Annotated in this window: 24 protein-coding genes; 15 read left to right on the top strand and 9 right to left on the bottom strand. The window is 46.4% G+C overall.

Features of this window, described 5'->3' with window-relative positions; genetic code table 11:
• Window positions 1-147: 147 nt before the first annotated feature.
• The 3 genes from MHH92_RS18180 (at window position 148) to MHH92_RS18170 (ending at window position 3,336) form a co-directional block, all read left to right on the top strand.
• A complete protein-coding gene (locus tag MHH92_RS18180; RefSeq protein ID WP_017687815.1) occupies window positions 148-918 on the top strand; it encodes an ABC transporter ATP-binding protein in 771 nt (256 codons plus the stop codon).
• Window positions 893-2,851: an ABC transporter permease gene (locus tag MHH92_RS18175; RefSeq protein ID WP_340905422.1), complete on the top strand. Its 1,959-nt coding sequence runs from the start codon at window positions 893-895 to the stop codon at window positions 2,849-2,851. Before MHH92_RS18180 ends, MHH92_RS18175 begins: the two co-directional genes overlap by 26 nt.
• 143 nt (window positions 2,852-2,994) lie before the next feature.
• Window positions 2,995-3,336, top strand: coding sequence for a cupin domain-containing protein (locus MHH92_RS18170; RefSeq protein ID WP_253501266.1), 342 nt, complete (start codon window positions 2,995-2,997; stop codon window positions 3,334-3,336).
• A gap of 227 nt (window positions 3,337-3,563) precedes the next feature.
• On the opposite strand, the gene MHH92_RS18165 is transcribed toward MHH92_RS18170, so the two are convergent.
• Genes MHH92_RS18165 through MHH92_RS18145 form a run of 5 tightly spaced genes read right to left on the bottom strand, consistent with a single transcriptional unit; the run spans window position 3,564 to window position 6,358 of the window.
• Window positions 3,564-3,863, bottom strand: a complete 300-nt coding sequence (locus MHH92_RS18165; RefSeq protein ID WP_036613395.1) for a metal-sulfur cluster assembly factor — start codon at window positions 3,861-3,863, stop codon at window positions 3,564-3,566.
• Between the two features lie 31 nt (window positions 3,864-3,894).
• Complete coding sequence (locus MHH92_RS18160; RefSeq protein WP_340905415.1) at window positions 3,895-5,127, bottom strand: hypothetical protein; 1,233 nt, start codon at window positions 5,125-5,127, stop codon at window positions 3,895-3,897.
• A 13-nt stretch (window positions 5,128-5,140) separates the two neighbouring features.
• Complete coding sequence (locus MHH92_RS18155) at window positions 5,141-5,746, bottom strand: DUF2249 domain-containing protein (RefSeq protein ID WP_340905413.1); 606 nt, start codon at window positions 5,744-5,746, stop codon at window positions 5,141-5,143.
• The gene (locus MHH92_RS18150) at window positions 5,733-6,107 is read right to left on the bottom strand and encodes a hypothetical protein (protein WP_047843499.1); all 375 of its coding nucleotides are present in this window, start codon (window positions 6,105-6,107) and stop codon (window positions 5,733-5,735) included. Before MHH92_RS18150 ends, MHH92_RS18155 begins: the two co-directional genes overlap by 14 nt.
• Before the next feature lie 17 nt (window positions 6,108-6,124).
• Complete coding sequence (locus MHH92_RS18145) at window positions 6,125-6,358, bottom strand: DUF2249 domain-containing protein (RefSeq protein ID WP_036613358.1); 234 nt, start codon at window positions 6,356-6,358, stop codon at window positions 6,125-6,127.
• Between the two features lie 320 nt (window positions 6,359-6,678).
• Here MHH92_RS18145 and moaA point away from each other — a divergent pair, with 320 nt between their 5' ends.
• Genes moaA through MHH92_RS18115 form a run of 6 tightly spaced genes read left to right on the top strand, consistent with a single transcriptional unit; the run spans window position 6,679 to window position 15,860 of the window.
• Complete coding sequence (gene moaA, locus MHH92_RS18140) at window positions 6,679-7,680, top strand: GTP 3',8-cyclase MoaA (RefSeq protein WP_253501252.1); 1,002 nt, start codon at window positions 6,679-6,681, stop codon at window positions 7,678-7,680.
• A gap of 57 nt (window positions 7,681-7,737) precedes the next feature.
• Window positions 7,738-11,490, top strand: a complete 3,753-nt coding sequence (locus MHH92_RS18135) for a nitrate reductase subunit alpha (protein ID WP_301291276.1) — start codon at window positions 7,738-7,740, stop codon at window positions 11,488-11,490.
• Complete coding sequence (gene narH, locus MHH92_RS18130) at window positions 11,480-12,949, top strand: nitrate reductase subunit beta (RefSeq protein ID WP_253501249.1); 1,470 nt, start codon at window positions 11,480-11,482, stop codon at window positions 12,947-12,949. Before MHH92_RS18135 ends, narH begins: the two co-directional genes overlap by 11 nt.
• Complete coding sequence (gene narJ, locus MHH92_RS18125) at window positions 12,934-13,626, top strand: nitrate reductase molybdenum cofactor assembly chaperone (RefSeq protein ID WP_282320966.1); 693 nt, start codon at window positions 12,934-12,936, stop codon at window positions 13,624-13,626. Before narH ends, narJ begins: the two co-directional genes overlap by 16 nt.
• A complete protein-coding gene (gene narI, locus MHH92_RS18120) occupies window positions 13,623-14,348 on the top strand; it encodes a respiratory nitrate reductase subunit gamma (protein WP_169481142.1) in 726 nt (241 codons plus the stop codon). The genes narJ and narI overlap by 4 nt, the downstream gene beginning before the upstream one ends.
• Window positions 14,349-15,860 carry a nitrate/nitrite transporter gene (locus MHH92_RS18115; protein ID WP_253501243.1) on the top strand — a complete coding sequence of 504 codons (1,512 nt, stop codon included), beginning with the start codon at window positions 14,349-14,351 and terminating at the stop codon, window positions 15,858-15,860. It abuts the gene before it with no gap.
• Between the two features lie 125 nt (window positions 15,861-15,985).
• Here MHH92_RS18115 and MHH92_RS18110 read toward each other — a convergent pair whose 3' ends face one another.
• A complete protein-coding gene (locus tag MHH92_RS18110; protein WP_253501240.1) occupies window positions 15,986-16,687 on the bottom strand; it encodes a Crp/Fnr family transcriptional regulator in 702 nt (233 codons plus the stop codon).
• A 71-nt stretch (window positions 16,688-16,758) separates the two neighbouring features.
• Here MHH92_RS18110 and MHH92_RS18105 point away from each other — a divergent pair, with 71 nt between their 5' ends.
• Both MHH92_RS18105 and MHH92_RS18100 read left to right on the top strand, forming a co-directional pair.
• Window positions 16,759-17,487 (top strand): YwiC-like family protein, encoded by a 729-nt coding sequence (locus tag MHH92_RS18105; protein ID WP_315371779.1) that lies wholly within the window; start codon window positions 16,759-16,761, stop codon window positions 17,485-17,487.
• A 138-nt stretch (window positions 17,488-17,625) separates the two neighbouring features.
• On the top strand, window positions 17,626-18,348 hold the full coding sequence (locus MHH92_RS18100) for a ZIP family metal transporter (RefSeq protein WP_253501237.1): 723 nt from the start codon (window positions 17,626-17,628) through the stop codon (window positions 18,346-18,348).
• A gap of 176 nt (window positions 18,349-18,524) precedes the next feature.
• Here MHH92_RS18100 and MHH92_RS18095 read toward each other — a convergent pair whose 3' ends face one another.
• From MHH92_RS18095 to MHH92_RS18085, 3 genes are all read right to left on the bottom strand, one after another.
• Window positions 18,525-18,950: a YlbF family regulator gene (locus MHH92_RS18095; RefSeq protein WP_253501234.1), complete on the bottom strand. Its 426-nt coding sequence runs from the start codon at window positions 18,948-18,950 to the stop codon at window positions 18,525-18,527.
• A gap of 190 nt (window positions 18,951-19,140) precedes the next feature.
• Window positions 19,141-19,827, bottom strand: coding sequence for a Crp/Fnr family transcriptional regulator (locus tag MHH92_RS18090; protein WP_253501231.1), 687 nt, complete (start codon window positions 19,825-19,827; stop codon window positions 19,141-19,143).
• Window positions 19,828-19,883: 56 nt separating this feature from the next.
• Window positions 19,884-20,879, bottom strand: a complete 996-nt coding sequence (locus MHH92_RS18085) for a multicopper oxidase domain-containing protein (RefSeq protein WP_253501228.1) — start codon at window positions 20,877-20,879, stop codon at window positions 19,884-19,886.
• 355 nt (window positions 20,880-21,234) lie between these two features.
• On the opposite strand from MHH92_RS18085, the gene MHH92_RS18080 reads away from it, so the two are divergent.
• Genes MHH92_RS18080 through MHH92_RS18065 form a run of 4 tightly spaced genes read left to right on the top strand, consistent with a single transcriptional unit; the run spans window position 21,235 to window position 23,795 of the window.
• Entirely contained in the window at window positions 21,235-21,768 is a 534-nt protein-coding gene (locus MHH92_RS18080) for a hypothetical protein (RefSeq protein ID WP_340905397.1), read from the top strand.
• A gap of 39 nt (window positions 21,769-21,807) precedes the next feature.
• Complete coding sequence (locus MHH92_RS18075; RefSeq protein ID WP_036672890.1) at window positions 21,808-22,458, top strand: hypothetical protein; 651 nt, start codon at window positions 21,808-21,810, stop codon at window positions 22,456-22,458.
• Window positions 22,455-23,015 (top strand): hypothetical protein, encoded by a 561-nt coding sequence (locus tag MHH92_RS18070; protein ID WP_340905392.1) that lies wholly within the window; start codon window positions 22,455-22,457, stop codon window positions 23,013-23,015. Before MHH92_RS18075 ends, MHH92_RS18070 begins: the two co-directional genes overlap by 4 nt.
• A 45-nt stretch (window positions 23,016-23,060) precedes the next feature.
• Window positions 23,061-23,795 carry an SMI1/KNR4 family protein gene (locus MHH92_RS18065; RefSeq protein ID WP_253501219.1) on the top strand — a complete coding sequence of 245 codons (735 nt, stop codon included), beginning with the start codon at window positions 23,061-23,063 and terminating at the stop codon, window positions 23,793-23,795.
• Window positions 23,796-23,810 lie beyond the last annotated feature (15 nt).

Below are 23,810 nucleotides of genomic sequence, written 5' to 3'. Positions count from 1 at the left end.
GAATTGTGATGGAGGAGGCAGGGGAACAGAACCTTAAACGCGTTGTAAGGGAAGTTTAAGGTAATTCGATAGCACCGTTACGGGAGGTCAGTTAGGATAAGAATAGAATTAACGTATAAAGAATGATGGATCAGGAGGGAATTACGCATGGAAATGTTACAGGTATCGGGACTGAACAAAGTATATCAGGGCAAAGTGCAGACTCAAGCCCTTAGTGATATTCATCTGACAATCAAGCAAGGTGAGTTTGTGGGTATTATGGGCCCGTCGGGCAGTGGCAAAACCACATTGTTAAACATGGTCTCCACCATTGATGAACCCAGCTCAGGCAAGGTGCTGATTAATGGCATGAACCCGTTTGATATGAAAAAGAAAGAACTTGCCATGTTCCGACGTCGGGAACTCGGATTTGTCTTTCAGGATTTCAATCTGTTGGACACGCTGACTGTTGCTGAGAATATTGTACTTCCATTGACACTGGACAAGGTCAAACTGAAGGAGATGGAGAGCAGACTACATCGCATTACAGCGAAGCTCGGGATTGATCATATTCTGGATAAACGAGTCTACGAAATTTCGGGCGGACAGCGACAACGGACAGCCATTGCGAGATCCATGATCAATATGCCTTCGATTGTTTTGGCGGATGAACCCACCGGTGCCCTGGATTCTACGTCATCCCAAGCGGTCATGGAGTCACTTGAACAGATTAACCAGCAGGAGAAAACAACCATTATGTTGGTCACGCATGACCCGCTTGCTGCAAGTTATTGCAACCGTATCGTGTTCATCAAGGACGGAAAACTGGCAGCCGAGGTACACCGCGGAGATAATCGACAGACGTTTTTCCAGCGGATCATTGATACTTTATCCTTCTGGGGAGGGAATTCACATGAGCTTTCCTCAGTTCGCGTTTAACAATATTCGCCGGAATGGGCGAGCGTATATTGCTTTTTTTCTAAGTAGTGTGTTTATGGTCATGATATTCTTTGCTTATGCGGTATTTATCTATCATCCATATGTGACAGAGTTGCCAATGGGTGACACAACCGCTACGGGGATGCAGATCGCTTCGATTATCGTGTATGTGTTTGCATTTTTCTTTGTTATGTACTCCATCAGTGCTTTTCTCAAATCACGGAATAAAGAGTTTGGCATTCTGAACATACTTGGTGCAGAACCCGCACAGATTCGGAGATTGGTCATTCTGGAGAACATGTTGATCGGATGCCTGTCCATTATTGCCGGTATCGGCGGAGGTATGTTGTTGTCCAAGCTGTTCCTGATGTTAACCACTCGTTTTATCGGGATGGATGATCTGCCCTTTTATTTTCCCGTGAAAGCGATTCTGATTACGATCGGGGCCTTTCTGTTATTATTTTTCTGCATTTCACTTTTCACATTGGTTTTTATCGGAAATAAACGGACGTTAGAACTTCTAACGGGAACCAACAAACCTAAAAAAGAGCCGAAAGCTTCATGGTTCTTCTCACTTCTGGGTTTTGCATTACTTACAGTAGGTTTTGTGGTACTCCGCAGCGGGTTAAATGGCGGAACCATCATGATTGCAGCAGTAACAGGGATAGCCGGGACGTATTTTTTCTATTCACAACTTTCCTTGCTCATCATCCGTTTATTGAAGCGTAATCGTAAAACGGTATGGCATGGTACACGTCTGTTGTGGATCTCAGAGATGAGTTATAAAATGAAGGATAATGCCCGCATGCTCTTTATGGTGACCGTGGTGATTGCGATTGCTTCAATGAGTGCAGTTGTAATTTTATCACTGGATCAGGAGAACCGGGAGCAGTTTACAAACAACGATTTTGCAATTCAATACAACGTATTCAGACCAACAGAGCAATTGGATATGAGTGCTATTGATTCGAAACTTGAAGCCGCAGGCTTGGATTATCAGCAAGTCTATATTGAATATTTCTGGTCTGATGCAGATCAGAGTGCTGTCTCGGTTATGCCGCTTAGTCAATACAACCAATACAATCTGACACAAGGGAGAAAGATGTTCCAATTGGATAACGGGTCCGCCGTATTTGTAGATACCCGCAATGAGAAGGGTCAGGATCAGATAAAGCGCAACAGATTTCGTAATTATGCGAAGGGAGACAAGTTGACGTTGAATCTGAACGATAGCCCACTGGAAGCTCGGGTTACGGATACAGATATCGATCCACAGTTTGGAACCCTACTCTATGCTACAGGTGTAGTTGTCCTCCCAGATGAGAAGTATGAAGAGATTGCTCAACAGATCAAAGATAATATGATATCTGGTAAATACCTGTATCAGATCCCTGCATGGGGTCATGCTGTACCTGACCGGCACTCCTCAGAAGCCATGGTTAGCGATCAACTTCTATCCTCCGCGGATTCCATCCGAAGCAGCAACGCTTCAACGGATAACCAGTCTGGATATCTGACTACGCGGTACGGTGATTTTGAAAGATTCAGACAGGGTACAGCACTATTTACCTTCCTGGGCATATTTATCGGATTAATCTTCTCGATCTCTTCCGCAAGCTTTTTGTATTTCAGACTGCATACCGATCTTGAAGCGGATGGAAGGATGGTGCATTCTCTTTCGAAAATGGGTCTCAGTTTCCAGGAAATGAAACGATCATCCACCGTTCAGATTGCCATTCTGTTCTTTTTACCGATCGGGGTAGCTATCATTGAAACTTTGGTCGTAGTTAAGCCTTTCCTGACTGAATTCGGTATTACCAATTATACGATGCCCGTGTTGACTGTATTTGGTGCCTTTGTACTTGCACAGACGTTTTATTTCATCATTATACGTTCGAGATATATCGCTTCTTTGCGCAAAATGATGGTGTAACCATCTTAGAAACAAACGGTCATGAGGACCGACCCATGATTTGTTCATTGCCCGCATTTCTTGATTCAGATCAAGGAAACGCGGGCTTTCTTGCGATAAGATGAATGTATTCACAGATTATCTTATCGAGGAGGACGATTATCATGAGTATCACGTCATTGCAAGAAGTCAAAACATTCAGTGAGGACCGTTTCACGAAACGGGTTTTATTCCAACAGGGTGGTGGAGTGACCTTTGTCCTTCATTTTCTGCCAGGTCAGCAACTTCCCGTTCATAAACATCCGGGCACAGACGTTATTTTGCTGGTGGTTGAAGGCACAGGTACACTTATTCTGGATGGAAAAGAACAAGCGGTGAAACAAGAGGATGTGATCCATTGCGGCGGTGAAGCAGAGTTCGCATTCCATAATACAGGAGATCAGGAAGTTCGTTTGTTCGTGGTGTTAAACAAAGTGCCAGCAGCATCGTACGCGAAAGACATCTAACATCTAATATCAAGGAATCGATAAAATGATTCACTGCTCGGCACTAATATAAGGGGAACTCTATTCTGGAGTTTCCTTATTTATTTTTATTCAAGAATACCTTGATCAAGTGTATGTTCCCAACGCAAAGCAAAAAGCATACTTGGGTCTGAGAACATCAGATTTAAGTACGCTTCTTTGTATTCCAGCAGCAATTTGTTCATTCATCCGGTCACTGGTCATTCTACCTAGAAGTATCCCAGCATTTCTTTGGCTTCATTCGACATCAGCTGTGGAGACCATTGTGGCTCCCACACCACTTGTACATCAATATCAGTCTTATTCGTATTTTCCTGCAAAACCCATTTCACCGCTCCGACAATTGTATCGTGCAGCGGGCAACCTGGTGTAGTCAGCGTCATTCGTACATGAACCCGTTCAGGCTCTTCCCTTACTTCATACACCAGACCCAAGTCAACGATATTGACACCTAATTCAGGGTCATACACTTCCTTGAGACATTCTAGCAAATGCGTGGTTTGTTCCATCATGTTCACTCTCCAGTCCACCTTATTTATGTTAACGTCTGAATACCAAAGCAATATTTGTTATATAAATGATGGAGACAAGAGACAGTATCGTTCCTCCAACCATCATGACCTCAGCCAGATTAATCAAAATTCCACTGACAAGCAAAAGGCTTCCTGCGACCATGGCGAGCATAACCCAATTGACATACCGTTCACTCAGCATACCTGCCATCAGCGGTGTTCCGGGTCTGCCTGCCTGCTTGCCATATTTGTGGGTCCACCATAGAAAAGGCACGATTTTGGAGGCATATCCGAGTATGGTGAGGGACACCCAGCCCCCGAGATATACCCATCCAGACAGCAGAACAACCCTTGGATGGAGCAGCAGTTCAGTCCCTTGCGAGGAATAGATCAGTAGTGCAACAGCATATACAGCAAACGCACGGCTTACATACACAGACCAGCGGATGCCCGGACCTGGGTTACTTTTGTGCCGTTTCTCCTGAATTTGCTCCAAGTGATACACATAGAAGAGAAGGGCTGCTGTTAGAAGTAAGAGCGCAAGCCAGAGCAATCCTCCCTTAATACCTGTCAGAAATGCAACAACACCTGTAACTACAGCTGCATTCCACAGAACCAAGACCACTTTTTGCAGTCGAATGGAATAATCGTGGGACAGGTAGAACATCGGAAGCATTTTGTAACTGAAGCCGGTAATTAACATGCCAAACCAGCCAAGTGTTCCCATCCAGATATGTGCACCGAATAATCGTTCATGCAGACCATTCCAATCACCAAAGGCAAAATTCAGACCCATCAGCATACCGGAAAGCCCGGTTAGAACCAGATAAAGACAGGAACAAGCTGCACTGATTGTTACCGGATTCCACTGTGAGGCACGGATGAGGGTAACGGCCATATTCCATCCGAACAACAGAATGCCAGAGAGAGCGAGTGTAGCAGAACCCGCAATCCAGATGACATCTGCACGGATGAAGCCGTATAACATGCCCACGATTCCGATACTGAACAAGAAATAATGACAATAACCAAGAAACAGACTGTAGATATTGGATTGCAAAATAACATGTATCAACTGATAAACGGCACCCATAGCCAGCATGGTTGCCCACCCGAGCACAAATAAATGGGCATGAAACCAGCCTTCGGGTCCTCTGAGTTCCTCACCAAGCCAGCCTGTCAGCGAGAGCAGGGAGAATGCGTGATACATTACAAATCCAAAGATGCCCGTGATGATAAAAAGAAACGGCAACCTGGACATGGCCTTTGCCTCCTTACCCTTTTTCAATTCTCACTTTCGCCGTACCATCAGCTTGATCCTCAACCGTGAAGGGGCAACCGAGATTATTTAACTCTTCAATCAAGAAGACTGGCACACGGTCATTATGAATCAGTACGACTTCCCCAGGTTTGCAACGCTCCAGTGCGGCAAGTGTTCGTATCATGGGTTGTGGCGGTTCCAATCCGCGATTGTCCAGTATAACGTTGGGCGCCTGTAGAGATTCAAAGTTTTCAATCGCAACAGCTTGCTCCTCCGGATGGCCTTTGCATGAAGCTGATTCTTCGTCTGAACCGGGCTCAGAATCGACTTCCGATCCAGATAAAACTATTGCAGATAATGCTTTGGCATCGGTTTTATTTTTTTTGTGCACAAACGTGGTAACCCAGTGATCTGAACCTTTTCGTTCCGATGTGCTGGAGTATCCTTTCAGCTTGAGAATACCGAGCAGAGGCGTTGGTTTGAATGGAGCATGGAGTACTAAGACATCTTCATGTTGAAGGCCTTTGACCGTGTCCATGATCAGTTGAAACGGCTCCAACTTTTTACTCAGATGAGGACGCACATCCAATTCAACAATATGGACATCAGATGGAGACATGTGCGTTCACATCCGATCCTGCACTAGCTACATCCGCCTGCTGTACCAACTGCAGAGATGATTCATACAGGGCGGTCATTCCACCGTACAGCGCATAGAAGAATGACTCCGGCGCATCGAGGGAGAAGGACAGATAGGCTTTGGGGTCCGTGCCGAGTACACGCTCAAATAGTCTTGCACTGTCATAGGCGTAAAAACAGAAATGAATGTATTCGAACACAGGCATTTTTTCGTAAATGGTGATAATCTCTTGCGCATATTCAGCTTGCTCACGCTGTGCCAATTGAACCATGGTTGTGGCGTCTTCCAGCCGCAGCGTGATGCGAAGTGTAGTATCGTCAATGATTTCAACGTGCGCCATAGCCGTTCAGCTCCAATCTATAATTTACTGATTTTGACTTGGAAGGTTGTAGGACCCTGCTCAATATACTCCCAGTTGAAGCCATCAGGATGTGTGGACTGGAATTGGAATCGAAGTGGCTTAGGATCGTGATCGTTAATGAGCAGCATGGATTCCTGTGGTTGCAACTGATCAAACGTTTCAAAAATAACTTTATGTTTCAAATGCGGTGGATACTCCGTAGCATTAATGGTTGCTGCGTATGTGTTCAAGTGTCATTCCTCCAAATAGGGATAGTGTGGTGTTGCAATTTGATTATAGAAAACGTGAGGAGGTGGCTGTGTGAGCCTGCTCACACTTTTTCTTTTGCCATAATTTTGCCTTATTTAGACCAGAATCCTGTTTGGTAAAGGATTACAGAGCATATATAAATGTGCAACTGTGCGCTATGTTTCACTTCTTGTGATATTTTGCACAGTTCGCCGAGCGAGACATCCTTATATTTAGCGTCAAGATGACAAGCGATGAGAGGAAGAAAGTTCCCTCCTTCAGCCGATGTTAAGACAGCACCCTAGAGAAGGGAGGTACGTGTATGGAATCAAAATTAATGGACCCGTTTGGAAGAGTGCATGATTATTTGAGAATTTCGGTTACGGATCGTTGTAATCTCCGCTGTGTGTATTGCATGCCGGAGGAAGGAATGCAGTTTGAACCGACAGAACGCATCCTGTCCTATGAAGAAATCACGTCCATCGTTAATGCGCTTGCTCCACTGGGCATTCGGAAATTGCGTTTGACCGGAGGAGAGCCTCTTGTTCGTAAGGGGCTGGATCAACTGATTGCGATGTTATCCGCTATTCCGGGAATTGAGGACATCGCATTGACAACCAATGGCATCTATTTGGCAGCTTATGCGGATATGCTGAAGGCTGCGGGACTAACTAGGGTGAACATAAGCCTGGATTCTTTGAAGCCAGAACGATTTGCAAGCATTACTCGAGGCGGCAAGGTGCAACGTGTGCTGGAAGGCATTAAGGCCAGCCAAAAGGCCGGATTTCATCCGATCAAGCTGAACGTGGTGCTGATGAAAGGCGTGAACGACGATGAGGTGGAAGATTTTCTGCTGATGACTCGGGATGAACCAATTCATATTCGGTTTATTGAGTACATGCCTATTGGTGAAAGTGGAGAAGGATGGAGATCAGGATATATGCCCCTCGAACATGTACTGGAAACATGTGGAGCGCGATGGGATTACGAAAGATGTGGAGAGATATACGGGAATGGACCTGCGGACAGTTATCGCATAGTGGGGGCTGCTGGAACCTTTGGTCTGATTCACCCGGTGAGTAGCCATTTCTGCGGGAATTGCAATCGGCTGAGACTGACGGCAGACGGTAATATCAAACCTTGTCTCTACTGGTCGGATGAATTCAATGTTCGTCCACTCGTAGGTGATGACAAGGCGGTGCAGGATTTATTTTACAAGGCGCTCGGAGCCAAACCCGAAACACATGACATGTTAAAAGCCTTAAACGGGCAACAGATCGACGGCAAGCCAACGTTGCGACATATGTCGCAAATCGGAGGTTAGCAACAGTAGTTCAGGATTCAATTTGCGTCAACAGGTCATATATGTGGGAGGACAACAATGAGTAACAAAAGCATGCCCTGGATGGGCAAACTCAAATATTTTGCCAAACGTGAAAAAAGTGCGGAGGGCTGGAGTGAAATGTCCCCGGTCAACCGGGATTGGGAAGATGTCTACCGCCGCCGCTGGCAGCATGACAAAGTGGTGCGTTCCACACACGGAGTCAATTGTACAGGATCATGCAGCTGGCAGATCTATGTGAAAGACGGCATTGTCACTTGGGAAACGCAGGCTACCGACTATCCTTCAACCGGACCGGATATGCCGGAATTTGAACCCCGTGGATGTCCACGCGGAGCGAGTTTTTCATGGTATCTGTACAGCCCGCTACGTGTCAAACATCCTTACGTACGTGGTGCATTACTGGACATGTGGCGTGATGCGCTTCAGACGCATGGTGACCCGGTTCAAGCATGGTCCAGCATTGCGGATGATCCGGCCAAAGTGAAAAGATACAAATCGGTCCGTGGTAAAGGGGGATTAATTCGCGCGTCATGGGGTGAAGTGACACAGATTATCGCCGCTTCGCTGATTCATACGATCAAAGAATACGGGCCAGACCGGATTATTGGTTTCTCTCCTATTCCTGCAATGTCGATGGTCAGTTATGCAGCAGGATCACGCTTCTTATCTCTGATGGGATCACCATTGCTTAGTTTTTACGACTGGTATGCCGATCTTCCACCGGCTTCACCTCAGATCTGGGGCGATCAAACGGATGTGCCGGAGAGCAGCGACTGGTACAATTCTGGATACATTCTGGTATGGGGCTCCAATCTGCCAATGACGCGGACACCGGATGCCCACTTCCTGGCTGAGGCACGTTATCGGGGAACAAAAGTGGTGTCGGTCAGCCCGGATTATGCGGAGTATGTGAAATTCGCAGATACGTGGATGTCGGTAAAACAAGGAACGGACGGCGCTTTGGCGATGGCTATGGGCCATGTCATTCTAAAAGAGTTTTATATTGAAAAACCTACGGACTATTTCATGCAATATGCCAAACAGTATACGGACTTTCCAAATCTGCTGATTGTGGAAGAAAAGGACGGCGTACACACAGCAGGCAGATTTCTAGTTGGGGAAGATCTGGGCATCACAGGTAATAACATGGCTTGGAAAACGCTCGTTTACGATGAAAACAGTGGAACCTATGCGATGCCGAAAGGAAGTTTGGGCTTCCGTTGGGGTGAAGAAGGCACATGGAATCTCAAAATGGAACAGGTGGAGAACGGTGAGCCGATTGATCCAAGACTATCCATGCTCGGCGTCCATCATGAACTTGTAACGATTCAACTGCCGTACTTTGATGATGAGGGAAAACATGTCATGGAGCGACAGATTCCTGTACGTCAGATATGGTTAGGAGAAAGGTGGATTACAGTAACAGCCGTATACGATCTGGTGCTTGCCAAATACGGAATTGAACGTGAAATGACGCGTTCTGCGGATTCAGCAGAAGTAGTCAATGGTGTGGAACAGTTGAGTGTACGTGTTAACCATGGAGATGAAATCTTGCATGCACCACAGGTAAAACCATTCACTCCAGAGTGGCAAGAGAAAATCACTGGTGTGGACCAAGAGACTGTCGTACAGATTGCACGTGAGTTCGCACAGAATGCGATCGATACCAAAGGTCGTTCCATGATCATCATGGGAGCCGGTATTAATCACTGGTACAACTCCGACGTTATCTATCGCGCCATTATTAACTTAATTCTGATGACAGGTTGTCAGGGTGTGAATGGTGGAGGCTGGGCCCATTATGTTGGTCAAGAAAAATTGCGTCCGGCTGAAGGATGGCAGACGATTGCCTTTGCTCGTGACTGGACCGGACCTGCACGTCTGCAGAACGGAACATCCTTCTTCTACTTTGCAACAGATCAATGGAGATACGAGGAGACCCAAGTGGGAGAGTTGACTTCGGCGCTTGAAGGTGAACCGCGGTTCCAGCATGTGGCTGATTATAATGTGATGGCTGCGCGTATGGGCTGGCTTCCATCCTATCCACAATTCAATCGTAACTCGATTGATCTGCATCAGGATGCGCTACAGGCCGGAGCAACGACGAAGGAAGAGATTGGCGCTTATGTTGCTTCCGAGCTACAGAACAAAAATCTGAAGTTCTCGATCGAGCAACCGGATGATCCGGCGAACTTCCCGCGTGTACTATTTGTCTGGAGAGCGAATCTGATCTCAAGTTCTGGCAAAGGGCATGAGTATTTCCTGAAACATCTGCTCGGTGCAACGAACGGATTGCTGAACGATGACGATCATGGACTGCGCCCAGAGCATGTGGAGTGGGTGGATGAAGCACCGGAAGGCAAGCTTGACCTGATGATCAACATGGATTTCCGTATGGCAGGTACAGCGATGTATTCCGATATTGTGCTGCCAGCAGCGACCTGGTATGAGAAAAGCGATCTGAGCAGTACGGATATGCATCCGTTCGTTCATCCATTCAACCCGGCGGTAGCCACGCAGTGGGAATCCCGTTCTGACTGGGATACCTTCAAGGAAATCGCACGTGTATTCTCCGAGATGGCTGCGCAGCAATTCGATGGGCCGCAGAAGGAGATCATCGCTACACCACTCTTGCATGATTCACCGGATGAGCTTGCTCAACCGTACGGAGAGATCAAAGACTGGAGCGCGGGAGAATGTGAAGCGATCCCGGGGAAAACGATGCCGCATATTCAGGTCGTGGAACGTGATTATGCTGCCGTATATAACAAAATGATCAGTCTAGGACCTGTGGTGAAGGATAAACCAATCGGTACCAAAGGCATATCCTGGTCTGCCAGTGAAGAGTATGAAAAACTCAAGGGTATTCTGGGCGTGCATCGTAAAGATGGCGTTGGACAAGGGTGTCCGGATCTGAGCACCGACCGCAATGTTGCGGAGGCCATTCTGACCTTGTCCAGTACAACGAACGGCAAGATGGCTGTACGTGCGTGGGAAGCGCTTGAACAGAAAACGGCATTGCATCTGAAAGATTTGGCTGAGGAACGATCTGAGGAATGTTTTACATTTGACGAGATCACTTCCAAACCGAAAACGGTCATTACTTCACCTGCATTCAGCGGATCGGAAAAAGGCGGACGCCGATATTCGCCATTCACCACCAATGTGGAGCGCCTGATTCCATGGCGTACATTGACCGGCAGACAGCAGTTCTATATTGATCATGCGATGCTCCGTGAGTTCGGAGAGACATTAGCGACATTTAAACCTGTGCTGAAGCATACGCCGTTCCATCCGAACAGCAAACGTCCGATCGAAGGTGGCAAAGAAATTGTCCTAAATTACCTGACACCGCATAACAAGTGGTCAATCCACAGTATGTACTATGATGCGTTGCCGATGCTGACGTTGTTCCGAGGTGGCCCGACAATCTGGATGAACTACGAAGATGCAGAAGAAGCGGGACTGGTCGACAACGACTGGATCGAATGTTTCAACCGTAACGGGGTAGTCGTTGCCAGAGCCGTAGTAACACACCGTATTCCTCGCGGCATGGCTTTCATGTATCACGCCCAGGACCGTCACATTAACGTTCCGGGTACCAAAATATCACAGACACGTGGGGGGACACATAACAGTCCGACACGTATTCATGTGAAGCCAACGCATATGATCGGTGGTTATGCCCAGTTAAGTTATGGCTTCAACTACTATGGCCCGACAGGCAACCAGCGTGACCTCAATGTCATCATAAGAAAACTGCAGGAGGTGGATTGGCTTGAAGATTAAAGCACAAGTCAGTATGGTCATGAATCTGGACAAATGCATAGGGTGCCATACATGTAGTGTAACATGCAAAAACACCTGGACTAATCGTCCAGGTGCAGAATATATGTACTGGAACAATGTGGAGACCAAGCCAGGGGTCGGTTATCCAAAACAATGGGAGGACCAGGAGCGTTATCGCGGTGGCTGGGAGATGAAGAATGGCAAACTGGAATTGAAGTCCGGCACACGGGCAAGACGCTTGCTTAACATTTTCCATAACCCGGATCAGCCTACCATTGACGATTATTACGAGCCATGGACATACGAGTATGAGAAACTGACGAACAGTCCGGAGAAAAAACATCAGCCTGTAGCACGACCAAAATCCCAGATCACTGGTGAATATATTAATCTGGAGTGGGGGCCGAACTGGGAAGATGATCTGGCAGGTGCCCATGTAACCGGGATGGAAGATCCCAATATGAAGGGTGTCGAGGACTCGATCAAAATGGATTTTGAACAGGTATTTATGATGTACCTGCCACGAATCTGTGAACACTGCCTTAATCCGGCCTGTGTGTCCTCTTGCCCTTCCGGAGCGATGTACAAACGGGAAGAAGACGGAATTGTACTGGTTGACCAAAATGCCTGCCGCGCATGGAGATTCTGTGTATCGAGCTGCCCATACAAAAAGGTCTATTTCAACTGGCAGACGAACAAAGCCGAGAAATGTACCCTTTGTTTCCCGCGGATTGAAGCGGGCCTGCCAACGATCTGTGCCGAAACCTGTGTGGGACGTATCCGTTATATCGGCCTGATGCTGTATGATGCAGACCGTGTTGAAGCCGCTGCTTCCGTTGAAAATGATCAGGATCTCTATGAATCCCAGATGGATATTTTCCTTGATCCGAATGACCCTGAGGTGATTCGCGAAGCGCGCGAGGCCGGAATTCCAGAGGATTGGATTATTGCAGCGCAGCAGTCCCCTATTTATAAAATGGTTATCGACTGGAAAATTGCGCTCCCGCTTCACCCAGAATACCGCACCATGCCAATGGTATGGTATATTCCACCGCTTAGCCCGATTACCAATCGGGTAGAGGGACAGGGAAGTTCGCTGGAGGCCAATGATATTTTCCCGGCGATTGATAACATGCGTATTCCCGTGGAATATCTGGCCAATCTGCTTACGGCAGGAGATACAGATCAAATCCGTGAAGTACTGCGGAAAATGGCAGTTATGCGCATTCACATGCGTAACCAGCAGACGGGCAAGACCAGTGAATCGGAATTACTGGAAAGAGTAGGCATGGATGCTCAGGAAGTGGAGGACATGTACCGACTGCTCGCGATTGCGAAATACAATGACCGTTTTGTCATCCCGCCAGCTCACCGTGAGGAAGTGGAAGATCTCTTCAGCGAACAGGGCAGCTGCGGACTTGATTTTGCAGGGGGTCCAGGTTCTTGCGGAGTATTCTGATGGGAGAGGAGACAACGACAACGATGACGATCGAACCCAATGAAGGAACAGGTCAGGCTCTGGTTTACGATACGAATACGAGAAGAATGGTCTGTAAACTGATCTCCTATCTGTTGCAATATCCCGATACAGCGTGGAGAGAAGGGTTGCAGGGATTGAAGGAAGCTATACAGTCCATTTCCGATGAGACGGTGAACCAGATCTTGCTGACATTTGTAGATAAAGCACAGGCAGTAAACTCGATTGAGTGGCAGGATTCGTATGTTCGAACATTCGATTTTGATAAAAAGTGTAACCTCTATCTCACGTATGCTCTTCATGGAGATGAACGGGATCGGGGCCCGGCTCTGATTGAATTGAAACGCAGATATGAAGCTGCGGGATTTTATATGGAAGTGAGTGAGTTGCCGGATTATCTGCCTATGGTGCTTGAATTTGTAGCTGAGGCGCCCGAGGAAGATGCCTTGGGTGTGCTCTCCAGCTGCCATAAGGCTCTGGTCACGATGACCGAAAGCATTACGGGACAGAACAGCCCATATGGACCATTGCTCAGTCTGATGTTACAGGTCATTCCTGAGCCCCCAGCTCCTGATGTACCCAAACAGGAAGAAGCAGCTAACCAACAACCTGAAGATCTCATGCAGATTGCGGCTCAGATGAGGAGGGGGAATCGGTGAGTACACTGGAACTTTTGTTATGGGGCGCTCTTCCCTATATGGTCATTGTTTTCTGTATTACGGCAACGATCTGGAGATATGTGACGAATCCCTTCAGTTGGACGTCCAAGTCGAGTGAGATGCTGGAGAAACGAATGCTAAAATGGGGAAGTTTACTCTTTCATATCGGAATATTCGCCGTAATCTGTGGACATATTGCCGGTTTACTTGTTCCGGTGGAGTTCTATCGCTGGATCGGACTGAGTGATGAAGGATATCACTTGATGGCTATCGCAGGAGGACTGCCTGCGGGGATCATTGCATTTGCAGGTGCAGTCATTCTGCTGGTTCGCCGTTATGTTGCTCGCCGGGTCCGGGCGACGAGCAGCATCGGGGATTGGCTGGCCCTTGCCATGTTGATCATTGTCATTGTCACCGGAATACTGGCGACCTCGGCCAATGCGGTGAATCACACAGGTTTCGACTATCGAACAACGATTAATCCATGGTTGCGCGGTCTGATCGTATTCCAGCCTGATCCGGTTCTGATGCAGACGGTACCTCTGAACTTCAAAGTACACATTCTGCTCACTTTTGTACTGTACTGCGTGTTTCCATTTACTCGTCTGGTTCACATGCTAAGTATGCCACTGGGTTATCTGAAACGCAGTTATGTGTTATATCGCAGGAGAGATGGAGCTGTGTATCCGAATCAGGAACAAAAAAAGGAAAGGGCGATGTAAATGCAACATAAAGGAAAGGTTCAACTGCCCTTGCAAACCGCAAGTCTGGTTCTTGGTTTCATGGTATGGGTTATCCTGTCATCTCTGATGCCATTTATTAAAGAGGATATTGCGCTTACATCTTCCCAGCTTGCATGGGCAACAGCGATTCCTGTATTGATCGGATCGATTGCCCGTATTCCGATTGGTTATTGGACGAATCGATATGGAGCACGTAATATTTTTATGATTAGCTTTGTCCTGTTGCTGGCTCCTGTATGGTGGATTAGCCGTGCGACATCGTTCAGTGATCTGGTGATAGGTGGACTGTTCCTCGGTATTGGGGGAGCTGTCTTCTCCGTCGGTGTAACTTCACTGCCCAAATATTATCCGAAAGAGCGACATGGGTTTGTTAACGGGATCTACGGAATTGGTAACCTGGGGACAGCACTGTCTGCATTCGGAGCCCCGCTGATTGCTGATCGTATGGGGTGGTCTACGACGGTTCTGCTCTACAGTATTCTGCTACTAGGAATGGCAGCGCTGAATTTTGCTTTGGGAGACAAAAAGGAAACTCGTGTTAATGTTCCGCTTATGCAGCAACTGAAGGCCATATCACGCAACAATAAACTATGGTTGCTCTGTTTATTCTATTTTCTGACATTTGGTTCGTTCGTGGCATTTACGGTATATTTGCCAAATTTCTTAGTCAGTCACTTCCAGATGGACAAAGTCGATGCAGGTATTCGTACAGCGGGATTCATTCTCGTTGCTACCATCATGCGACCTATTGGAGGCTGGCTTGGAGATCGATTTAATCCGTTCAAAATATTAATGTTTGTCTTCGGCGGATTAACGATTGCAGCGATTGTATTATCTTTCGCGCCGTCATTCTATATCTACACCATTGGATGCCTGACTGTGGCCTTATGCGCAGGGACAGGTAACGGAACTATTTTCAAATTAGTGCCAATGTATTTCGTTAAACAACCAGGTGTGGCAAATGGGATGATCTCGGCTATGGGTGGTCTGGGCGGATTCTTCCCTCCGTTGATGTTGACTTTGTTGTACAGCATGACGGGACATTATGCCATTGGTTTCATGGCTTTGTCACAGATCGCGCTGGTCAGCCTGATACTTGTGATCTGGATGTTCTACCAAGAGAAGCTTCAGTTATCTGCCAGCATTCTGGAGAATACAATTGAAGCGATTCTGATCACGGATACGAATAGTGTCATTACTTCCGTGAACCCGGCCTTCACTGCGGTCACTGGTTATAGCGCTGAAGAGGCGGTTGGACAGAGGCCAAGTCTGCTGAAATCTGGCAAGCAAGATAAACGATTCTATGACCAATTATGGTTGGAATTACGTGAAAAAGGATATTGGCAGGGCGAGATATGGAATCGGAAGAAAAACGGAGAGATCTATCAGGAATGGCTGAGTATAACGGCGATCCGTAATGAAGCTGGCGAAGTTAAATATTATGCGGGCATGTTCAGTGACATGGGCAGGCCAGAGCTCACAATCGCCTGATACATGTATCGGTAATTGTGCATACAGCAAGAGACCTTAACATCGATTGCAGGCGTTAAGGTCTCTTTTTGCACACATAGATTGGTGTAGGGGGTGTGGGTGAAAACCACAGTGGAGCTGAGTGGTCACGCATCCCTTTGTTGCTTCAATGCTTGTAAATCAAGAATGATGATCCGGCTACGATCCACTTCGAGCAAATGCTCTTTTGTAAGCTGGTTCAGAAGCCGATTCGCTGTTTCCCTTGTAGTTCCGATGGAATTGGCAAACTCCTGGTGTGTCATGGGCAGGTTGATGATAATTTGTTCGCCATGTGTCTGCCCGTGCTGCTCTGCGAGCATGAGAAGGAAGGAGAGCACACGGTTGCGTACATCCTGACCAGAGAGCACCTGCAATTTGTCCTGTAGTTCACGTATTTTGTCTCCGAGTACGCGCATAATTTTGATTGCAATCGATGGGGTACTCAGCATTAATCGTTCGAACAATCTGACAGGTATGGCCAGTAGTTCGGTAGGCGTAATCGCTTCAGCGGTAGCCGGGTAGGGGTGCGCGTTAAAAAAGCCGGTGTGTGGGAACATATCTCCTGTTTTGAGGAAAGAGACAATCTGTTCATGTCCATTCTCATCCGTTTTATAAGCTTTTACAATTCCGGTACGAATGAAAAAAACAGCTTCTTTTTCGCTACCTTCGCTAAAAATGACCGTTTTCTTGTGAATACTTCTGGAAATGGCGATATCTTCGACCTGCTTCAATTCTTCGGGGCTAAGGTCCTGGAAGATGGGGAACTGTTGTAGAAACTCCGCTGCTGAATCTTTGTTTACCCTGCTCATGAGAATCTTTCCTCTCTGTGTTCATATTTCTGAACTTCGACATCATTCAATCCTAGGAGGTTAACTGTGAAGTGAAAACCAATACGCATTCAATCGTTATCCCTCATGAACATGGCGGCTGGGCCATGGTTAGTGTACCTTTTCTGGTAGGTATGATTGCAAGTGGGCCGCAGTGGCTGCATGTGCCCTTATTTGTAGCCTGGCTTGGACTATATCTAACCGCGTATCCGTTACTGCAGTCTTTGAAAAGAAATGCCAATCGACATCGCTTATACAAGTGGTCTGCAATCTACGGTACAGTGGCGCTAATCTGTCTAATCCCACCTGTTCTGGGTCAGACCTCACTACTATTCTTTGGCCCGGTTCTGGGCGGATTGTTGCTCGTAAACATCTGGCATGTAATACACAAAGCAGAACGCTCGCTTACCAATGATCTGTGTGCCATGCTGATGTTCTCTCTAGGGGGAGCAGCTGCTTATCTCATTGGAGGCGGGCACTGGGACTTTAGAATGGCAATCGTAGTTTTGTTTTCTTTCTTACATTTTACAGGAAGTACGTTCTTTGTGAAATCGGTCTTTCGAGAGCGAACGAATAAGAGTTGGCTGATGCTAACTCGACTAGTACATATCCTTCTAATTCTCATACCGATCGTGATCGGATATCCTTGGATGTCTTTGGCATATGTCTATTCCGCCGTACGCACCTTCATATATGCAGGCAGAACACTGCGCCCTATGAAGGTTGGTATGATCGAAATTATTGGAGCCGTGCAGTTCCTGCTCTGGTCTATTCTGTTGTAATCCGCATCATTTCATCATAGCGTGATTTTTGAACACAACAGGTGATATAGATCACAACGTCACAGGATTGTTTTTGATTGCTCTGCCAAGGTTAATGGAATGATAGAACATAATTGAACTTGAGAGGGGTCGGCCCAGATGTGGACTGCATTCATGTGGGGCGGCATCTCTGCCTCAGCGGTTGTCATAGGCGCACTCGCAGCATTGTTTCTGAAGATTCCCAAACGAGTCATTGGCTGGATTATGGCTTTTGGGACAGGTACATTAATCGGGGCAGCTACCTTTGAACTACTCGGAGATGCGCTGAATGATGGAGGTATTATCCCTACAGCCATTGGATTTACGGCGGGTGCTGTCGTATATACGCTTTTTGACTTGCTCGTTTCTGCAAAGGGAGGGGCAGGGCGTAAACGCTCGGCAAAGTCGGGAGACTCGAACCAAAGCGGCCTGGGTATCTTTGCAGGCACGGTAATGGACGCTATCCCGGAATCCATCATGCTTGGAGCCAGCTTACTGGCTGGCAACGGTGTCAGTGTGGTGCTGGTGGTATCGATCTTTGTCAGCAACATTCCTGAAGGTCTGTCCAGTACGGTTGGACTACAGGGCAAGTACAGTCGTGGCAAAATCATATTAATGTGGCTGAGTGTACTATTGATCTCCGCGCTTGCAGCTCTGGGTGGGTATCTGTTTCTCGAGCAGCTACCTGAGGAGATGAGTGCAGCAATTGGTGCATTTGCAGGTGGTGGAATCATTGCCATGATCTGCTCGACGATGATGCCGGAAGCCTTTGAAGAGGGTGGGCCAATTGTGGGTTTGATTGCATCCATGGGATTGCTCGCATCGCTGTTGCTGGATCTGTAGATAAAAGAATAAGCTTCCGATGCAGCAAAGCTTTAAGGTGCACACTTCGCTTCTTCAGCTTATTTTGTCTTCTCCGTTTTTGTGTAAATATTAGTTGAATTTATATAAAAAGAGTATCCGAACAGCGTGATTTCTGATCGGATACTCTTTTTGATTATTTAACCAAAAGGAAGATATTAATGGTTGCTGGAACAGCTGCCTCCGCATCCGCAAGCTTCCTTACCTAGTTCATTGGATTCGGGCAGGCGGTTCAACTCCACCGATTTCGTGAAAAAGTGACTGATCTGCTGATGTAGCTGACTGAACTCCCGTTGAGCATAGATAAACCGACGAATGAGGCGATGATCATAGAGTGCGCGTTCTTCCTCTTCATACACCTGGATTTCAGATGCAAGCAATTCGATATTTTGCCGTTCTTTCTCCTCCAGTGCCTGATGTTTCTCCATAAATTTCTCATACTGAGTCGTAGCTTGCTCATCTGCAGCAAACTGATCAATCATGTCCCGCATCTCTTTGTAGCCTTCATCCTGTAGCAGCAGTGAACAGAGCTCCTGCATTTTGTGCATAATGATCTGTTTGTCCAATTTAACAACCGTATTCATCGCATAAACCTCCTGAAGATCTTTTCTTAACTGTATACTGTAACGCTAGGCTGCACTGTGACGATACTCACATCCAATGTGAAATATAATACTTGTCCCAAAGCTATATGAGTTGAACTAATCATTCACACGTTAGCAGCGATGGGAAGGTTATACTGTCATCGTAGTATTAGTGTAAATAATATTTAGTTCAGAACGGAACCATTTCCCTAAGCTGCTCCAATTGCAGAATAAGGATGCAGTTTCCTGTAACCTGAAGCAGTCCCTGAGTTTGCATCATGGCAAGTTTACGACTAAGTGTTTCGGGTGTGATCCCGAGTAACAGAGCCATATCTTTTTTGAAAACAGGCAAGCGGATCTCATGTTTTGCATGATTTCGGGTATGGAAATACAAAAGCAACTTGGCAATCTTCTGTTCCGTTGTCATCGCACTTAGCGAGCTGTTCCATTCATCTGTTTCACGGAGCAGCTTGGTAATGGCAAGCAGGAAATGATAAGCAAGCTTTGGATCATGTTCAAGTAATTGGTCAAAGTCATGCTTGCTGATAGAGCAGATGGCCGAAGGCTCCAGAACTTCGGCGTTCGCGACATGTGGTTTTTGGTGTAACAGGGAATCTTGTCCGAAGAAATCACCGGGAAACAGAAACCGAATAATATGTTCCTTGCCATTTTCATTGTATTTGGATAACTTCACACATCCCTGATGAACCACATAAAGCGTATCTGAGCGTTCTCCCTCCTGGACGACAACTTCGCTTTTGTTATATTTGCGGGTATGCAGAAGGGAGATCAACAAGGCAGCTTCGGATGGATCAAGATGCTGGAACAGAGATACTTTGGAGAAACAGGCATCCTTCGCTTCGTGTGTACAGATCATCGTTTAATCACCTCGAATGGTTCAGGATAGGTATAGCCATTATCTATTGTCATGTCTCAGTGAGACATCGCGGGTCCACCATGATCAGCACCATCCTTGGTCACACGCAAAACAGCGGCAGCGCCTTTGGCTACATGGTTGAACTGATGGGTTACAATCGCATAATCGCCTTCTTCGGTCACGGTGAACTCTACGACAGCTCCACCACTTGCGGGAAGCATAACCGTCTGTATTCCATACTGGATGTTGCGTGGATTTCCATCCGTATACACACGGTCCATAATGGTACCCACAACGTGGAAGGATGAGACTTCATTGGGTCCGGCATTACTGACATAGATTCGCACCGTATCTCCTACTTTGGCTAACAGGGGATGTTTTATTAATCCATAATCATTGCCGTTAAATACGACATAATCCGGTTCCCCGTTCAAAAAAGCTTCATAATCATGCTCTTTATACCATTCACTCTGGACAAGGGTATACTCACGATCAACCAAGTGATCGGAAGGGTATCCTGCTTTGGGTTCCACAATAATCATGCCGTACATCCCGTTGGCGATATGGGCAAGGACCGGTTTGGTTCCACAGTGATACATGAATACACCGGGTGAGGAGGTGGGATAAGTGAACGTGCCTTCCTCGCCTGGCATCACATCAATAAATTTGCTGCTGGGAGCAGCATGTACAGCGTGAAAATCCATGGAGTGAGGAAGGCTGGAATCTTTATTTTTCAACGTGAACACCAAGGTATCTCCCTCTGTCACTCGTAGGACGGGTCCGGGGACGGTACCATTAAATGTCCAAGCGTTGTATATCACTCCTTTGGAGATTTCGACATCTGTAACCTGGGCCGTCATTTCAATATATACCGTAGTACCTTCTCTGCGAATGATCGGGTCCACCGGGGGTTGACTGATCGCAGAGGAGGAGGAGGAGACTTCATCGTGGTGAACAGGTTTAACTGTATCGGTTGAACTACAGTGAGAGAGAGTTGCTGTGAATATAGCGAATACGAGTGACCATTTATATACATTCAGTAAGGAGAACATAGTTGCACAACCTTTACTCAAGTGATGTTTTTCACAATCTAAAAAGCAAGTTTTCTTTCATTTCAGTAGTTATTTAGTTATAGATTACGTTATTGAGGTGGAGACGGGTGTGATGAGGCACACACTTGGGTATGTCGTAATAGAGGCATTTCCAACAATCTGTCTTCAATTGTTGTGCTGAGGAACGGAGTTTCATATAATTTTAGAGAGATGGATTGGTAAATGTTGAGTATTTTGACGCGGTGTGTATCGTAGTTCAGAAGAAAGGTGGATACAGGATGAAACGTTTCGAAGATGAAGGTGCGTATAAGTGTATAGTTTCTATTCGGTTCTTCGACGGGGAGAGCGGATTGATGTGAAATGTCCCAAATGCGGTGGGCACGCTTCGATTGATCAACGGAATGGTCAACTGGGATGGAAGTGTTACGAATGTTACGCTCAAGCTTTTGAAGAACCAGTATATCAATATAAAGCCAAGGGGAATTGTGCTGTATGTGAACGTTGGTTTAACGTGGAAATCACAGACGAGAAGAAGACGTCTCACCGATCGACGCATGTGGAATGTCCGCATTGTAGTTCTGTTAATCAGGTTGAATTACACGCCAAGCCGACATACCAAAGGTGTTTTTCCGAGATTTGTGCAGGGAAAGATCCTGTGTTCGGGCTGGAATTATACTTCCTGGATAATTTCAGAGGAAAAATAATATGGGCTGTGAATCGGGAGCATCTGAATTATCTCATCGCTTATGTCTCCGCAGACCTGCGTGTAAAATACGGAAATATGCCTATACGAACGGCTTCACATAGTATTCCGGCTTATATCAAGGATGCGAAGAACAGGGATGTAGTTGTGCGTACACTGTCGAAGCTTCAGCACAAGACTGGATGAGACTGAAATTGAAGAGTTAAAGCCGCAAGGAGAGAAGACATGAAACTACGAGTTAAACTTACTATTTTTGCAGTCATTCTGGGTATGTTGATGATTCCGGCTTATTTTATTTTACAGACATTTGGTGTATTTCAAAAAGAGACAGTATTATCTGACTATGCTCTGGCCGTTGATGTTAATGGGAAGTCCTATGGGGCCTGGCCGCTGATTAACAGTTTTGCAGCGATGGACAAAGAGGAAGATAACCGTCAGTTTTATTACCGGATTGATATGAATCATATCCAATACCTGTTTAATCTGGCTTATAAGGAGTATGATGTGAAGCCAGGCGGGGACAATCCGTATCTGGCTGGTACGGTAAACTATCAACGTACAGATCACAACTATGTACAGACCGAGAGACAGTATGAGAACGCCAATGATTTCACAACGGTTTTGAATCTGTATGATCAGGATGGGCAGGTGATCTACACATACAATAACACCGGCAAGGGAGATAAACAGCTGGTAGAATCCATCATTCATCAGGGAATGAGCCGTAATAGTGGCGGTAGTAGCGAAGCTGCCCGCGATCCGTATATCAATATTACGGCGTTATTTCGCGACAAGCTTAACATTGATGTGAAACTGACGGTGGATGAGGAACACAAAGTAGTTACTATTCGAATGAACAAATCGGAGGCGAGATGATGAATGAGTATGGTGTACAACACGGACCTGCTTATCTGGAAGGATTAATTAGGAAGGAAGAGAACATAAAGTCCGATGAAGTGGAGTGGAAAGGCAAACTTCAAATGAGTGACGGTCATGATAAATTCCATATTTTTTATTATGGTGACTTGACGGAAGATGATCTGATTGCCTGGCATGATTCGACACCTCTTCTTGTATATGCGGAGCATACGGTCACGGGTGAGCGCTATCTGCTCATTGATACCGCCAAGCACGGATATGATGCCATGTTATGTGAGACCTATTCGGAAGACGCACTACATGACAGACCCCTTCGTCCTTACCTGGATGTTGAAGGAGAGGACATCTTTGAAGTAGAGTTGACGGCTTACTACAATGTGCCTTGGGATGAAGAGTTTGGCGAAGATGTAGATGAAAATGGTGCATATGAACTGATTACGGGAGAGCGCATGCATTTTGATCAGGTCAAGCGTGATGGATATGATACTTTTGCCATTCGCATTCTGAATCGTAAAGGAGTATGGACTGAAATTGTACAGGAAGAACTGGCTTAGATCCTGAAAACGAATGAACCAAACTGAGATGGGAGATGTCGACAAATGTATATTGTATCCCGTGTACTTAAGCCGGTTCCAGCGGAGGAACTGGATCACTTTGAACAACAGCACGCCATCTCGCTACCTTTATCATACCGTACTTGGATTGAACAATATGGGGAAGGTACATACACGGGATGGATGAATGTGCAGAGGCCAGACCCGGAAGTGTTGAAGCCTTTTGTTGAATATGATTTTTGGATACATACGGATGATTCGCCTATAAGTCAGCAGCAACTTGAGCAGTGCATCTCCATAGGCAGTTCTGTAGATGGAGATTTCCTTGCTGTTCATCCGGAAGTTGAGGGGCTGTTGTGGCTACCGCGTCATGATGAAAATATCACCTTATGGACATGCTCGGAGACTGAATTTGGCGAAACGCTGGACCGGATCTATTGTGGGTATTACCATCAGGATAAACCAATAACGCCACTTTATTTTGAGCCGTGGAATGAGCTGCGGAAACATACGTTTTACCATTTTTCAGGGACGGAACAGGGAAGCACCATGAAGGAACTCGCCGATACATGCAAAACAGAATTTAAGTGGGATGCTGTGTTGGAGAATGAGTACATGTGCAAGATGTTCATGGTGTCGATGGGAGGATATTTACGATTTAACTATGCAGCTGGGAGAGAAGTTGCCCTGTTCTATGAAGAAAAGAATGGTGCGGAGGAGGCGACGGATAACGAAATCAGTATGTTCTTGCAGGCACATCATTGTACGGCATATGAATAGGGGCAGAGTGGAGGG

The sequence above is a fragment of the Paenibacillus sp. FSL M7-1414 genome, from assembly GCF_038003195.1.
Lineage (GTDB): Bacteria > Bacillota > Bacilli > Paenibacillales > Paenibacillaceae > Paenibacillus > Paenibacillus amylolyticus.
The sequence above is the reverse complement of the archived record's forward strand: the minus strand, read 5'-3'. Positions and strand labels throughout refer to the sequence as shown.